The 14,403-nt window shown below is 69.5% G+C and carries 11 protein-coding genes and 2 tRNA genes; 7 read left to right on the top strand and 6 right to left on the bottom strand.

What is annotated here, in order from left to right:
- Positions 1-18: 18 nt before the first annotated feature.
- Entirely contained in the window at positions 19-1,059 is a 1,041-nt protein-coding gene (locus tag JEQ17_RS29360; protein WP_200397955.1) for a glycoside hydrolase family 6 protein, read from the top strand.
- Between the two features lie 83 nt (positions 1,060-1,142).
- On the opposite strand, the gene glxA is transcribed toward JEQ17_RS29360, so the two are convergent.
- From glxA to JEQ17_RS29380, 4 genes are all read right to left on the bottom strand, one after another.
- Positions 1,143-3,080, bottom strand: coding sequence for a radical copper oxidase GlxA (gene glxA / locus JEQ17_RS29365; RefSeq protein ID WP_200397956.1), 1,938 nt, complete (start codon positions 3,078-3,080; stop codon positions 1,143-1,145).
- A gap of 106 nt (positions 3,081-3,186) precedes the next feature.
- A complete protein-coding gene (locus tag JEQ17_RS29370; protein ID WP_200397957.1) occupies positions 3,187-5,178 on the bottom strand; it encodes a glycosyltransferase family 2 protein in 1,992 nt (663 codons plus the stop codon).
- A gap of 315 nt (positions 5,179-5,493) precedes the next feature.
- Positions 5,494-6,204, bottom strand: coding sequence for a FadR/GntR family transcriptional regulator (locus JEQ17_RS29375; protein WP_200397958.1), 711 nt, complete (start codon positions 6,202-6,204; stop codon positions 5,494-5,496).
- Positions 6,205-6,300: 96 nt separating this feature from the next.
- A tRNA-Lys gene (locus JEQ17_RS29380) sits at positions 6,301-6,377 on the bottom strand.
- A 323-nt stretch (positions 6,378-6,700) separates the two neighbouring features.
- Here JEQ17_RS29380 and JEQ17_RS29385 point away from each other — a divergent pair.
- The 6 genes from JEQ17_RS29385 (at position 6,701) to JEQ17_RS29410 (ending at position 13,190) form a co-directional block, all read left to right on the top strand.
- Positions 6,701-8,080 (top strand): peptidoglycan-binding protein, encoded by a 1,380-nt coding sequence (locus JEQ17_RS29385; protein WP_200397959.1) that lies wholly within the window; start codon positions 6,701-6,703, stop codon positions 8,078-8,080.
- Between the two features lie 113 nt (positions 8,081-8,193).
- Positions 8,194-9,366 (top strand): SPFH domain-containing protein, encoded by a 1,173-nt coding sequence (locus JEQ17_RS29390; protein WP_200397960.1) that lies wholly within the window; start codon positions 8,194-8,196, stop codon positions 9,364-9,366.
- Positions 9,353-10,096 carry a nucleoside/nucleotide kinase family protein gene (locus tag JEQ17_RS29395; protein ID WP_234048413.1) on the top strand — a complete coding sequence of 248 codons (744 nt, stop codon included), beginning with the start codon at positions 9,353-9,355 and terminating at the stop codon, positions 10,094-10,096. The genes JEQ17_RS29390 and JEQ17_RS29395 overlap by 14 nt, the downstream gene beginning before the upstream one ends.
- Before the next feature lie 96 nt (positions 10,097-10,192).
- Positions 10,193-10,795 carry a lytic polysaccharide monooxygenase auxiliary activity family 9 protein gene (locus tag JEQ17_RS29400; protein WP_200397961.1) on the top strand — a complete coding sequence of 201 codons (603 nt, stop codon included), beginning with the start codon at positions 10,193-10,195 and terminating at the stop codon, positions 10,793-10,795.
- A gap of 129 nt (positions 10,796-10,924) precedes the next feature.
- Positions 10,925-11,461 (top strand): DUF3592 domain-containing protein, encoded by a 537-nt coding sequence (locus JEQ17_RS29405; RefSeq protein WP_383393097.1) that lies wholly within the window; start codon positions 10,925-10,927, stop codon positions 11,459-11,461.
- A gap of 55 nt (positions 11,462-11,516) precedes the next feature.
- Positions 11,517-13,190: an AMP-binding protein gene (locus JEQ17_RS29410; RefSeq protein ID WP_200397962.1), complete on the top strand. Its 1,674-nt coding sequence runs from the start codon at positions 11,517-11,519 to the stop codon at positions 13,188-13,190.
- A gap of 83 nt (positions 13,191-13,273) precedes the next feature.
- On the opposite strand, the gene JEQ17_RS29415 is transcribed toward JEQ17_RS29410, so the two are convergent.
- Positions 13,274-13,347: transfer RNA gene (locus JEQ17_RS29415), tRNA-Lys, on the bottom strand.
- Positions 13,348-13,434: 87 nt separating this feature from the next.
- On the bottom strand, positions 13,435-14,196 hold the full coding sequence (locus JEQ17_RS29420; protein WP_200397963.1) for an IclR family transcriptional regulator: 762 nt from the start codon (positions 14,194-14,196) through the stop codon (positions 13,435-13,437).
- Positions 14,197-14,403 lie beyond the last annotated feature (207 nt).

Below are 14,403 nucleotides of genomic sequence, written 5' to 3' on the forward strand. Positions count from 1 at the left end.
CACCCGAGGGGGAGTTTGATGTACGGGAGCAGGGGGGCTGTGTCTCTTTTCGCCACTGGAGGGGTGGCAAAGGCGTCCGTGGCGGTGGCCGGAGCTGTGCTGCTGCTTGCGGGGTGTTCATCCTCGGACGGCGACGGCGAGAAGGACAAGTCGGGCGCCAAGGTGAGCCAGCAGCCCAAGGACAAGGACCCCTACTGGGTCAATCCCGATGGGAACGCCGCCGAGCAGGTGGCCTCATATGTGAAGGACGGCAAGAAGGACGACGCCGAGCTGATCCGCAAGATCGCCGAGCAGCCCACCGGTGAGTGGCTCACTCCGGAGAACGCCGAGCAGGAGGCGCGCGGTTTCACCGAGGCCGCCGCGAAGGCCGACCGGGACGCGCTGCTCGTCGTCTACAACATCCCGCACCGTGACTGCGGCCAGTTCTCCGGCGGCGGCGCCGCCGACGGCAACGCGTACCGGGGCTTCATCGACCAGGTCGCCAAGGGCATCGGCGACCGCGCGACCACGGTGATCCTCGAACCGGACGCCGTGCTGCACATGGTGGACGGCTGCACCCCGGGCGAGTTCCACGAGGAGCGCTACGACCTTCTGCGGGGCGCGGTCGAGAAGTTCAAGTCCCTGAAGAACACGAAGGTCTACCTGGACGCGGGCAACGCGGGCTGGGGCAAGACCGACGACATCACCGAACCGCTGAAGCTGGCGGGCGTCGAGCAGGCCGACGGCTTCTCGGTGAACGTGTCCAACTTCTACACGACGGCCGACAGCACGAAGTACGGCAAGGAGCTGTCGTCGAAGGTCGGCAACAAGCCGTTCGTGGTCGACACCAGCCGCAACGGCAACGGCCCGTACACGGAAGGCGATCCGGCGGAGAACTGGTGCAACCCGCCCGGCCGCGCGCTCGGCGAGACACCCACGACCAAGACCGACGACGACCTCGTCGACGCCTACGTGTGGGTCAAGCGGCCCGGCGAGTCCGACGGCACGTGCAAGGGCGGCCCGAAGGCCGGCCAGTGGTGGCCCGAGTACGCGCTGAAGCTCGCGAAGGCGACCAAGTAGCGGCCCGCGGGCGATCAGCCTGTACGTGACTGGGGGCGCCCTCCGTGAAGGAGGGCGCCCCCAGTCGTGTCACTCCCGGCGGGTCAGGGGATCTTGACCCACTGGGCCTTGCTCGGGGTGCCCTGGTCGTCCGTGACGAACAGCATGTACCAGCCGGACTCGACGAGGTTGCGGCTCTTGGGCACGGTGACCTCGATGCCGTCCTTCGTCTTTGTGAAGTCCAGCGCGATGGACCGCTGGTCGACGTCGGTGACGTGCGTCGACGCGCTCGGCCGGATCAGCCGGGCCGTCTTGATCGACGAGGCGTGCTGCGAGGTGAACGTCCCGGAGCCGCCGCGCTCGATGGTCTTGGGACCACCCGAGAGCGAGGGCCGCGAACCCTGGTACAGATACGGCGGCGTGTAGATCTCCACACGCTGCTCGAACTTGCCCGGCTTGGTGTTGGCCTTGTCGGCGTAGAGCGAGTCCGAGCCGAAGAACATCACGCGGCCGTCGGGCAGCAGGATCGAGCCCGAGTGGTAGTTCCGGCCCACCAGCGGGTCGGCGACCCGCTTGAAGTCGTTGGACTTCGAGTCGTACATCCGCGCCTGGAGGATGTTGGAGTCACCGCGGCCGCGGTAGTCCTCCGAGCCGCCGGACACCAGCACGTCGTCGTTGGGCAGGATCGAGTACTGCGGATAGCGCGTACCCTTCTCCAGCTCGGGACCGTCCACGAACTTCGGGTCGTCGGCCAGCAGGTCGATGATGCGGGTCTTCTTGCTGGACCGTTCGGACTCGCCGACCCCGCCGCCGCCGATCACCATGTACTTCTCGTCCTGCGCGGGCGGCAGCAGCACCGTGCCCGCGGTCTCCAGGAGCTTCGGGTCGGACATGCCCTTGAGCTTGTCGAACTTGTTCGACTTCAGGTCCCAGATGCCCGGGTCACGGCCGACGTCGTCGGGGCCGTAGCCGGCGTTCGCGCCCGAGTAGAACAGCTTGCCGTTCTGCATCAGGGAGATCGCCGGGTAGGTCGGGAACTGCCTGACGCCCTTGGTGTACGTCCACTTCTTGGTCTTGGGGTCGTACACCTCGTTCTTGCCCGGCACCAGCTGGCCGATCTCGTCCAGTCCGGAGAGGCTGAGGATCTTGCCGTCGGACAGGGTGGTGAGCGTCGGGTACCAGCGCGCCTCGTTCATCGGGTCGACCTTGATGTACTTCTCGGCGACCGGGTCGAACTCGTAGGCGTCCTTGATGCCCTGGAAGTCCTTCTTGTCCAGGGCGAGCTTCTCGGCGATGCCGTACGTGTTGCGCGCCTCGGCGCCCGACAGGCCCTGCACGCGGTAGTTGTCCTGCGTACCCGTCTCGTACTTCTTGCCGCTCTTCTGCGCCTCGACGTAGATCCGGCCCAGGCCCGGTTCGTTGCGCAGGAACTTGCCGGTGTCCGGGTCGAAGACCTTCTTGGCCCGCTCGACGACGACCGGGTCCTTCGACACGAACGTCTTGCCGCTCTCCTTGCCCGTGAACCGGGTGCCCGCGGGCAGGGTGATCGGCTTGTCCGGGTTCTCGTTGTGGACGACCATCAGACCGCCGGCCTTGGTGATGTCGCCCTTGAGCTTCTCGTACCGCTTGGTGCCGCCCGCGATCAGCAGGTTGCCGTTGGGCAGTTGCGTATGGCCCGTGCAGAACAGGTCGGCCGGCGTCGGGACCTTCTTGATCGTCTTCTTGACCGGGTCCCAGACACGCGTGTCGAACTTCTTCGCGTCGAAGTTGTCCTGGTTGTTGCCGGAGCCCGCGATCAGCAGGATCTTGCCGGTGTGCAGGAGCGCGGCGTGGATGGTGTTGAGCCGGTACTCCTCCGGGAACTCGACGACGTCCCACTTGCCGTTGTCGGCCTTGTACTCAGGTCTGTTGATCTTGTACTCGTGGTACTGGTCCGACCCGAAGCGGTAGAGCGCGGGTCCGTTCATCCCGGCCAGCGCAAGCACCACCGCCGCACCTATCGCGATGCGGCGGGCGCGGCGGCGGCTGGAACCGTCTTTCACTTCAAATCCCGTCTAACTTGTCTCGATGACTGGCGTACAAGGCTTTTCCGGCTGGGGTCCGGAGGCCCGGGGGTCCGAGGGCCTCCGGCGGGGCCGCTGATGGAACTCAGCCCCCGGATTGGTGCTGCCGTCCCCCAAGGGCGATCTGCACGGTCTGGTCGTTGCCCCCGCCTGCCGCCCAGCTCGGCTTCTGCTGGGGCGTGTGCGGTGCGGCCGGAGGCTGCTGTGAACTCTGTGGCTGGTGGGGAATGCGGCTGTCCTGCGGGGGCGGAGGCGGGTCCTGGGGGCCGCCCTGCCGGTGCTTGCGCCCCTTCTTGTCCTGCCGCATCATCCAGCGCCAGGCGAACATCGGCGAAGCGGTGATGAGCAGCGCGAAGGTCGCCCAGATGATCATCGCCGGGTGGGCGTGGCCGTAGACGAAGCCCGCGGCGATCGAACCGGCGAAGATCAGCATGAAGTACCAGTGGTACCTGAAGGTCCCGAACCAGGTGTCCGGGCTCGCGGAATCGCCCTTCGGGGTGACCACGAACTTGCTCTTGCGACGCAGGACCGAGTCGATCAGCGCCTTCGCGTAGAGCGGCGCCGACAGCGCGGACATGATCATGCCGGCCACACCGCCGGAGCCCTCGGGCTCGTGCGGCGAGACGTTGTGACGGCGGTTCCAGACGTAGAGACCGATCTGCAGCGCGGAGGCGTTGCCGTAGAGCATCAGCCAGATCGCCGGGTCGATGTTCACACCCGATGCACCCAGGCCCAGGAACAGGGCGCAGCTCAGCGCCGCCAGGATCCAGTTGAGGGCCGACATCGGGTAGAAGATGATCATCATCGTGTAGTTGAAGAGCTTGCTCGGCGGAAGCGAGTACCAGCCCTTCCAGTACTGCTTGAGGATCGTCTCGTACGTCCCTCGCGACCAGCGCATCTGCTGGGTGAAGAAGTCCGTCCAGGCGTTGGGGCCCTCACCGACGGCCAGCACGTCCGGCGTGTAGACCGAGCGCCACTTCCTGCCCGTCGCCGGGTTCTTGTGGCGGTGGATCTCGAAGCCGGTCGCCATGTCCTCGGTGATCGAGTCGTACAGACCGCCGATCTGCTTCAGCGCCTTGATGCGTACGGCGTTGGACGTGCCGACGAACATCGGGGAGCCGTAGGCGTTGCCGGCGCGCTGGATCAGCGCGTGGAACAGGAACTGCTGCGACTCGGCGGCCTTGGTGATCGGGTTGTCGTAGTTGCCGTAGACCTGCGGGCCGATCACGAAGCCGACGTTCGGGTCGCGGAAGAAGCCGAGCATCCGCTCCAGATAGTTCGGCAGCGGCACGTGGTCGGTGTCGACGGAGGCGAAGTAGTCGTAGTTGTCGCCGTGCGCGTCCAGCCAGGCGTTGTAGTTGCCGTGCTTGGTCTTGGCGCGGTGCGGGCCCTTGGGCATGTTCCACTTCGCGACGCCCTTGCGGGAGAAGTGGTGCACGCCGAGGCGCTCACACACCTCCCTCACCTCGGGGTCGTTGCCCTCGTCGAGCAGCCAGACATGCATGAGGCCGCGGTGGCGGATCTTGACCGCGGCTTCGAGGGTCTTCGTCACCATCTCCAGCGGCTCCTTGCCGGGCACGAAGGAGGTGAGGAAGGCCACTCTCGTACCGGTCTCGGGCACCACCGGGATCGGGTCGCGGGCGACCAGCGTGGCGTGCGCGTTCGACAGCACGTTCATGCAGCGGAAGAGCTCGATCAGACCGATCGAGACCAGCATCACGATGTCGAGCGCCGGCAGGAAGTCGAAGGCCGGGTAGTCGCGTTCGGTCCAGTGCGCGGGCTGCAGCAGCCATACGAGCAGGACCAGCGAGAGCAGCGGCGCCGCGCCCAGCATCAGGGCGGCGCGCAGCCGGTGCGGTTCCTGCGAGAGCAGCGAGCGGTACTGCACCTTGTACGGCTTGGTCGGATCAGGTTGTGTGAGAGGACCCGCGAGCCGGCTGTAGTGCTCGTAGTCGTATCTCGGCAGTGTCTTCTTGATTCTCCGGAAGCTGCCGGTCCGAGTCTGTGACGGCACCCTCAGTTGGGTGGTCTCGGACGGATCGGAGTTCTGCCGGGCGCCCGTCGGCGTCGACGTCATGAGTCATCCCCCCACACGCGAACCATCGCGTGCTCGTTGTTCCGTTCGCCTGCTCATGTCCCCCTAGACATTCACAGGCGCATCAACAGCAGGCCCCCGCCACCACATCATCCACATACCCTATAGACACGGCGCACCGGCCTTCCGGTTGCATGATGCCCCCCTCGACATCCGTTCATGAACGGGGCCCCTATTCCCCGCCTTCGCACGCAACCGGTTCCAAGCCCCCAACTGCCCTGTAACCGCAGCCTCTTGTCGCCCAGGGTTCTACGGCGTTCATCATGATCGCAAGATGCGAAACACGGTGTTTACCGGTCATACGCGTTCATTGGGGTGTCTGATGGTCTCGTTCGGTGTGGTTGCGGTCAAGCGCGTACGGATGTTGCCGAAGTGTTCCCTTATCGAGTCCTCGGCCCTGGTGGCATCGCCCGAGCGCACCGCGTCCAGGATCTCCCGGTGCTGCCGGCAGGTGACCTTCGGATCCTGCGGCAGCCCCACGAGATCGGTGCGTACGCGGTGGAAGGCATCCCAGAAGGCCTCCAGGAGCTCGCTCAGCAGCAGGTTGCCAAGACCCCGGTAGAGGGTGGCGTGAAAGGCACGGTCGGTGTCCGCGAGACCGGTGCCCGCGGCCGCCTCCGCGTCCATGCGGTCCACCAGCGCATCCAGTTCGGCGAGATCGTCCGCCGGGACCCGGCCCGCGAGCCGGACGATCAGCCCGGTCTCCACGGCCTCGCGCAGCTGCAGGAGCTGGAGCAGGCTGTCCTCGCCCCGGTAGTGCCCGGCGACCGTGCGGAAGGCGAGGCCCTCGATCATCGGGGCCATGGACATCGGTCCCACGTAGGTGCCGAAGCCGTGCCGGATCTCGACGATGCCCATCGCCTGGAGCGCCTTCAGCGCCTCGCGCACGGAATTGCGGCTGGCGCCGAGCAGCTCCATGAGCTCGGGCTCGGTCGGGAGTACGGCGCCCGAGGGCAGCCGGCGGTCAATGATGAGCTTCTTGATCCGCTCCTGGAGGTCGCGCGCCATGGCCAGAGGGTAGCGGGCCGAAAGGGTTCGGCCATACGCGATGGAGTTTCGGCCGCATGCGAAGAGGCCCCTCGCGGTGGCGAGGAGCCTCTTCGGTGGTGCGCCGCCAGGGACTCGAACCCCGGACCCGCTGATTAAGAGTCAGCTGCTCTAACCAACTGAGCTAGCGGCGCGTGCTGCTCCGCAGACTCTACCTGGTGTTGGGGGGTGCCCCGGCCCTCCATGCACGTGTGCGGGCCGGTGGGGGCTGGTCGCGCAGTTCCCCGCGCCCCTGAGATGGCTGGGGCCGGTGCGTCGGCTGCGCCCCTCTAGGGGCGCGGGGAACTGCGCGACCAGCCCCCACCCACCCGCAGGCAAAAGACAACCCCCCTCCCGAACCGCCGGAGGCAACCCGTACATCATTTGGACCGTCAACATGCGACACCCGGTGACAGTTGAGAAACTGACGGACGTGCAGAAGCGCGGACATTTCCACCAGGAGTGTGAGGGGAATCGCATGGCGGCTCCGGTATTCGAGGAATTCGATCCCGAGAGCGACTGTGACTGCCCCGGATGTACCCACTGGCGGCTTGTGCTGCCACATTCCGCGGCCACCGGATTCGGTGGCCACCCGGCGGCCCACCGAGCGCTCGTCCTGGCCGCCGCGGCCGGCACGGCGCTCGGCGCGGGCCACGTCGTCCCGGCCGTCGCGGCCGCCGCGCACGCCCCGCGGCTGCCCGGTGCCCCCGTGGCCGACGAACCCGACACACCGCAGGGCGGCAAGACCCCGCTCCACGGCCCCGGAGGCGTTCCGGCCAAGGTCAAGGCACCCCCGACGACCCGGGCAGAGATCATCAACCGGGCCAAGGAGTGGGTCGCCGCGGAGGTGCCCTACAGCATGAGCGCGTACTGGTCCGACGGGTACCGCCAGGACTGCTCGGGCTTCGTCTCGATGGCCTGGAACCTCGGCGGGAACGAATGGACGGGCAGCCTCGACAAGTTCGGCGTCCGGATTCCCCGGGAGCAGCTGGAGCCCGGTGACATTCTCCTGTTCCACAATCCGGCGGACCCCGAGAAGGGGTCGCACGTCGTGATTTTCGGGGGCTGGACGGATTACACGCAGGACTACTACATCGCGTACGAGGAGGCCCGCCCGCGCGCCCGCAAGCAGGCCACTCCGTACGCCTACTGGAAGCATTCGGACCGCTATCTGGCGTACCGCTACAAGGGGCTGAAAGTGGGAACGGAAGGCGTGGATCCGGCTTCTCCGGCCGACCCGAAGACCCCGGCCGCTCCGGCCACTCCCGTCGCCTCACCGGGGACGAGGCCGACGGCGGTTCCCTATCCGGGGGCGGAGGCCTTCAGGCCCGGGGCGAGCAACGCCAATGTCACCCGGCTGGGGCGGATGCTCGTCGAGCGGGGCGCGAGCGCGTACTACTCGGCGGGGCCGGGGCCGCGCTGGTCGGAGGCGGACCGCAGGGCCACCCAGGCGTTCCAGCGGGCGCAGGGCTGGACGGGGGCGGACGCGGACGGCTTCCCCGGGCCCGCGACCTGGGCGTACCTGGTGAGTGACAAGGGACGGGACATCGTCGCCCCGAGCGGCGGCAGTTCCGGCAAGCCCGGGCGGCCCCCGGCCGGGGGTGTCGCCTCGCACGGCGTCCCCGGCTACCCCGGGCGGGCGCTGTTCCGGCCGGGCGCCAGCAACGAGTACGTCACCCGGCTCGGGAAGCAGCTGGTGAAGAAGGGGTTCGGCAAGCACTACACGCAGGGGCCCGGACCGCGCTGGGGCGAGGGCGACCGGCGCAATGTCGAGGCGTTCCAGCGCGCACAGGGGTGGCGCGGCGGTGCGGCCGACGGCTACCCGGGTCCGGAGACCTGGCGGCGGCTCTTCTCCTGAGGACGCGGATCTCCCAAGGGGCCGGATCACGTCAGGAGCCGGGCCGTTCGGACGGCTCCTGACGGCACTTCTCTCATGACAGTTCTTCCTGGCGCGGAGGCACGGAGGCACGTATGAGTACGACGACTGAACAGTCCCCGGAGTCCGAGGGGACCCCAGAGGCGGGCGGTCGGGACACGGGTGGCCGCGGGGCGCGGCTCATCCACAACGAGGCGACCACCGAGATCCCGGTCCACCTGCTCTTCCGCGACGAGCCCGAGCCGGTGTCCGTGCCGCTCGCGCCCGCCGTCGTGAGCCGGCGGCGGGGCACGGGCGAGCAGCCGAGGGTCACCCGGCGCCCGCCCGCGCCGGTGCGGCCGCGGCCGGTGGTGGAGGTGGACCCCGACCTGGTGGAGCGGCCCGCGGGCGTACTGCCGGGCATGGTCGGGGCACTGGCCGGTGCCGTCGGCGCGGCGGGCTGTGTCCTCGCGTCGTGGTGGGCGGGTGTGCTGCCGCCGCTCGCCGTGGACGCGCTGGGGCTGCCGGTGCGGATGAGTGCCGGGCTCGGGGTGCCGCAGTGGGCGGCGCTCGCCGGGGCCGGGGCGCTCACCCTGTTCGGCTTCGGCGGACTGGCCCGCGGCCGTACCGGACGCGCCTGGGTGCTCGGCCTCTTCGGCCGCTACCGGGGCACGGTCAGGCGCACCGGACTCATGTGGGTGAACCCGCTGGTGCTGCGCCGCCGGATCGACGTACGTCTGCGGCACTGGCGCAGCGATCCGATGCCGGCGGTCGACGCGAACGGGGTCGCGCTCAGGGTCGTGGTGCTCGTCGTCTGGCGGGTGCGGGACACCGCGCGCGCCGCGCTCGGCGTCGAGGACCACCAGCGGTATCTGCGCGAGTGCGTGGAGGCTGCGCTCGCCCGGGTGCTCGCGCAGCTGCCGGCCGATGTCGCGCCCAACTCGCCGAGGGCCGCCGAGTCCGCGACCCTGCGCAACACCGAGGCCGTCGGCGACTCGCTGACCCGGATCGTGGCCGCGGACGCGGCGGCGGCCGGCCTCCAGGTGTTCTCGGCGCAGCCGCTGCGCGTCGAGTACGCCCCCGAGGTCGCCGCCGTGATGCAGCGCCGCCGGATCGCGGCACTCGACGCGCAGCACCGCGACAAGGTCCTCACCTCGGTCGTCGACTCCGTGGAGGACACGGTGACCCGGCTGACCGTGCGCGGGCTCGTCGAACTCGACGACTACGAGCGCAAGGCTCTGGTGAAGGATCTGACGGTGGCGTTCTATACGGGACATGGAGATCGCTGACCGCCGTACCCCCACCGGTGACCGCCGCACCCCCGACGACGAACACCGCACCCCCGCCGGAGACCACGTCACCCCTGCCGGAGACGACCTCACCCTCGCCGGGCTCGCCTCGGACGCCTGGAGCCTGACCGACGGAACACCGCGCGCCGTGCTGGGCCTCGCCGGCCCGCCCGGCGCCGGCAAGTCGACCCTCGCCCGCGCCCTCGTCGCGCACCTGGGGGAGGGGGCCGCCTATCTGCCGCTCGACGGCTTCCATCTCTCCAACGCCCAGTTGGAGCGCCTCGGCCTCACCGCCCGCAAGGGCTCCGAGCCGAGCTTCGACGTGTGGGGGTACGTCGACCTGCTGCGCCGGGTCCTCGACGAGACCGGCCGCGACATCTACGTACCGGACTTCGACCGCACGCTCCACGAGCCGGTCGCCGCACGGCACGTGGTGCCCCCGACGGCCCGGCTGATCGTCACGGAGGGGAACTACCTCGCCTGCGACCTGCCGGGATGGCGGGAGGCGTATGTGTTCATGGGGGAGTGCTGGTACGTCGAGGCGCCCGGGGAGGTGCGCCGGGTGAGGCTGGTGGAGCGGCAGTTGGCGGGCGGGAGGGACGAGGTCCGGGCCCGGGCCTGGGTCGCCACCAACGACGACCCGAACGGCGAAATGGTGGAGAAGTCCCGGGACCGCTGCCACCGAATCCTCTCCACTATTGGTATGGACATGTTCAACAGTCAGCAATAATCTGGGACTTGGTCTAGACCTGCATCATCGCCACACGCATCGCGATGCGCACGCACAGCTCACGGAACTTCCCCCACGTTCTCCAGGAGCGGCAGCATGCGGAAAAAGACGAAGTTGTACGCCGCCGCGGTCGGCCTCGCCACCACGGGAGCGCTCGTGCTCTCCAGCGGCGGTGCCACCGGCCACGGCTACACCGACCTCCCCATCAGCCGGCAGAAGCTCTGCCAGAACGGCTCCGTGACCAACTGCGGCGCCATCCAGTGGGAGCCCCAGAGCGTCGAGGGCCCCAAGGGCTTCCCGGCGGCCGGGCCCGCGGACGGGCAGATCTGCTCCGCGAACCACACCAACTTCGGCGCGCTCGACAAGGCGACGACGCCCTCGGGCGGTGCCTGGCCGACGACCAGGGTCAGCGGAGGGCAGAGCTACAGCTTCCGCTGGCAGTTCACGGCCCGGCACTCCACGACCGACTTCAAGTACTACATCACCAAGAACGGCTGGAACCAGAACGCTCCGCTGACCCGGTCCGCGCTGGTCACAGCCCCGTTCCTGACCGTCCCCTACAGCGGCCAGCCGCCGGCGACGCTCTCGCACAGCGGCACCCTGCCGACCGGCAAGAGCGGTCACCACGTCATCCTCGCGGTGTGGACGATCGCCGACACGGCGAACGCGTTCTACGCCTGCTCGGACGTGACGTTCTGAGCGCCCGCCACCCGTTCGCCGCGCAACTCTGAGCATCTCTTGAGGCTCTTGCCCGCCCCCCACGGGTAGGTTCCACGCACGTCGACATGACCATGACGGCGTGCGTGGAGCTGTACCGAACATCGGGGGATGTCGATGGACTTCATGTTCTATGCGGTGCCGGGCCTGATCATGGCCGTGACCGTCTTCCTGGCGGCCAGGGTGATCCGCCGCGCGCTGGAGCTCAGGCGCGCGTGGAACAGCGGGCTGACCGCCGAGGCGCGCTGTCTGCGCACGTACACGACGACCAGCGGCGGCAGCGGCGACTCCTCCGTGCGCACGACGCTGCACCACGTGTACGAGTTCACGGCCCGGGACGGGCGCACCATCCGTTTCGAGGAGGAGGACGGGCCGGGCACGACCGTCGAGGGCGACATCGTCGTCGTGCACTACGCCGAGGGCGAGACCGTGAAGGCCACGGCCCAGGCGCCGAGCCACGTCAGGAACACGGCCTCCACCGTGGGCATCCTGACGTTCCTCTCCGTGGTCGTGGTGTTCTGCGTCGGCTTCATGGTCACGTACACCGAGGCCTTCGGCGACAACTCCTTCATGGACGACGACCCTTCCGTGAACAAGGTGGACGAGCCGCCCTCGCTCGACGACATGCCGTACAACAAGGTGCCGTGACCCTTCCGCGCCTGACCCTCCACATCTGACGCACCGTCAATTATGGTGCGCCTCCATGGGATCCAGAAGCGTGGGGACCGGCGCACGGACCGTCGCGGAGCTCGTGCAGGACCGGTGGGGCGACCACCGGCCGGGGCTGTGGTTCGAGGAGCGGACCCTGACCCACCACCAGGTGGCCGCGGGCGCGGCGGCGCGGGCCGCACTGCTGACCGACCTGCTGCCGCCCGGCGCGGAACCACATGTGGGCGTGCTGCTCGACAACACCCCCGAATTCCCGCTGTGGCTGAGCGCGGCGGCCCTGGCGGGCGCGGCCGTCGCCGGGATCAATCCCACCCGCCGCGGCCCCGAACTCGCCCGCGACATCCTGCACACCGATTGCCGCGTCCTGGTCACCGAGCGGGCCCACCTCCCCCTCCTCGACGGACTCGAACTCCCGGGCCTGCGACTGCTGGTGACCGACACCGAGGCGTACGAGCAACTGCTCGCGCCGTACGCGGACGCGCGCCCCGAACCGACGCGGGCCACGCCGGGAAGCCGCTTCCTCCTGTACTTCACCTCCGGCTCGACGGGGGCGCCCAAGGCGGCGATCTGCTCGCAGGGGCGGCTCGCGGCGGCCGGGCGGTCGCTCGTCGGCCACTTCGGGGTGCGCGCGGACGACGTGCACTACATCTGCATGCCGATGTTCCACGGCAACGCGGTCATCGCGGACTGGGCCCCCGCCCTCGCGGCGGGCGCGGGCGTCGCACTGCGGCGACGGTTCTCGGCCTCGGGCTTCCTGACGGACGTACGGGCGTACGGGGCCACGTACTTCACGTACGTGGGACGGGCCGTGCAGTACATCCTGGCCACCCCCGCCCGCGCCGACGACCGCGACAACCCGCTGCGGACGGGCTTCGGGACGGAGGCGGGGGCGGTGGACGCGGCCGCCTTCGAGGAGCGGTTCGGGGTGCGGCTGGTGGAGGGGTACGGGTCCTCCGAGGGCGGGGCGGCGATCCAGCGGACCCCCGGCACACCGAAGGGGGCGATCGGGCGGGCCGCGCCGGGCGACGACCTCGCGGTGGTCGACCCGGTGAGCCGCACGGAGTGCCCCGCGGCGGCCTTCGGACCCGACGGCAGGCTGCTCAACGGGCGGGACGCCATAGGCGAGCTGGTGAACCGCGGGCCCAACCCGTTCGAGGGCTACTGGCGCAACGAGGCGGCGGAGGCCGCCCGACAGCGCGACGGCTGGTACTGGACCGGGGATCTCTTCTACCGGGACACCGACGGGTTCCTGTACTTCGCGGGGCGCACGGACGACCGGCTCCGCGTCGACAGCGAGAACCTGGCCGCCGCGGTGATCGAGAACATCCTCGCCCGCTACGGGGACGCCGCCGCAGTCGCCGTGTACGCGGTGCCGGATCCGGTGGCCGGGGACCAGGTGATGGCGACGCTGGCGCTGCGGGAGGCGGCGGAGTTCGACCCGCTCCGGTTCGCCGGCTTCCTGCTGGCCCAGCCGGACCTGGGCACCAAGATGGCCCCCCGCTTCGTACGGATCGTGGACCGCATGCCCGTCACCGCCACCAACAAGATCCACCGGGTCGGGCTGCGGCGGGAGGGGTTCCGGTGCGCGGATCCGGTGTGGTGGCGACCGCCGGGGGAGTCCGGGTACCGGCGGCTGGACGAGGCGGACCTGGCGGAGCTCATGGAGCGGTACCGGGCGCGGGGGCGCGAGGAACTGCTGGTGAGGTAGGGCCGGACCCGTCACGGCCCGTCGACCGGGCTCAGGGAGGGGGTACGCGAAAGGCCCCCGCTCTCGCGGAGGCCTTCGTGTTGTGCGCCGCCAGGGACTCGAACCCCGGACCCGCTGATTAAGAGTCAGCTGCTCTAACCAACTGAGCTAGCGGCGCATGACTCTCGCCAACCGCTTTTCGCGGCTGGCGACAGAAAAAATAATACCTGGTCCGAGCGGGTGCTCCGGACCACGCCGCCGGCGCTCAGATCGCGAGCGAGAGCAGTACGGGCGCCGCGCCCCGGTTCAGGGTGTCCGCCGCCTCGCGCAGCCGGTGGGCGTGGGACACCGGGAGGGAGAGGGCGAGGCAGCCCACGGCCGAGCCGGCCGTGATGGGTACCGCCGCGCACACCGTGCCGACCGCGTACTCCTGGAGGTCGAGCACGGGAACGGTGGGTGCCTGGGCGTCGAGCCGGGACAGGAGCGCGCGCTCGTTCGTGATGGTGCGCGAGGTGAGGCGGGCCATCCGGTGGCGGGAGAGGTGGTCGCGCCGGCCGTTGAGGTCGAGCTGGCCGAGAAGGCTCTTGCCGATCGCGCTGGCGTGGGCGGAGGAGCGGAAGTCCACCCATTCGTTGACCGCCGGGGTGGTCGGGCTGTCGGCCCACTGGGAGACGTGGATCTCGCCGTCCACGTACCGGCTCATGTAGACGGCGGCGCCGACCGAGTCGCGCAGCCGGTCGAGGTTCCGCTGGAGCTGGGCGCGCAGCGCCTCGTCCCGGTCGTGGGCGGAACCGAGCCTGCCGAGCGCCGCCCCGGAGACGTACGCCCCGTCGGCGATCTGCTCGACGTACCCCTCGCGGCGCAGCATCCGCAGGAGCGCGGTGAGGCGCTCCGTGCCGAGGCCGGTGCGGCTGGCGAGTTCGGCGTCCGTGACACCGGTGGTGTGCCGCGCCGCCACGGTCTCCAGAACGCGCAGGGCGTCCTGGGCCGAGTGGTACGGCACGGTCGGCTCGTGCTTCAGCGCCACGGTGGGTCCCCTTGCGCTTTTCGGCCCGGCTTTCACTTCAACGCAGCCCGGACGGCCGGGCCCCCTCCACGATAACCGCCAAGAGGCTTACGGGGAGGGGCTGTTGGCGAGATTGGTGGCTCGTTCCAGTCCCCTCAACAGCGGGGCATCCTTCTGGCATATGCCAAAGTCATGCCCCATCGGCTCAGCCTCGGTACCTCGCCGTCT

Origin of the sequence: Streptomyces liliifuscus, from assembly GCF_016598615.1 — a bacterium.
Taxonomy (GTDB): Bacteria; Actinomycetota; Actinomycetes; order Streptomycetales; family Streptomycetaceae; genus Streptomyces; species Streptomyces liliifuscus.

Excerpts from the sequence above, each read along its gene's own strand:
- JEQ17_RS29360 (WP_200397955.1), top strand. The coding sequence starts at position 19 with ATGTACGGGAGCAGGGGGGCTGTGTCTCTTTTCGCCACTGGAGGGGTG.
- JEQ17_RS29370 (WP_200397957.1), bottom strand. The coding sequence starts at position 5,178 with ATGACGTCGACGCCGACGGGCGCCCGGCAGAACTCCGATCCGTCCGAG.
- JEQ17_RS29375 (WP_200397958.1), bottom strand. The coding sequence starts at position 6,204 with ATGGCGCGCGACCTCCAGGAGCGGATCAAGAAGCTCATCATTGACCGC.
- JEQ17_RS29385 (WP_200397959.1), top strand. The coding sequence starts at position 6,701 with ATGGCGGCTCCGGTATTCGAGGAATTCGATCCCGAGAGCGACTGTGAC.
- JEQ17_RS29390 (WP_200397960.1), top strand. The coding sequence starts at position 8,194 with ATGAGTACGACGACTGAACAGTCCCCGGAGTCCGAGGGGACCCCAGAG.
- JEQ17_RS29395 (WP_234048413.1), top strand. The coding sequence starts at position 9,353 with ATGGAGATCGCTGACCGCCGTACCCCCACCGGTGACCGCCGCACCCCC.
- JEQ17_RS29400 (WP_200397961.1), top strand. The coding sequence starts at position 10,193 with ATGCGGAAAAAGACGAAGTTGTACGCCGCCGCGGTCGGCCTCGCCACC.
- JEQ17_RS29405 (WP_383393097.1), top strand. The coding sequence starts at position 10,925 with ATGTCGATGGACTTCATGTTCTATGCGGTGCCGGGCCTGATCATGGCC.
- JEQ17_RS29410 (WP_200397962.1), top strand. The coding sequence starts at position 11,517 with ATGGGATCCAGAAGCGTGGGGACCGGCGCACGGACCGTCGCGGAGCTC.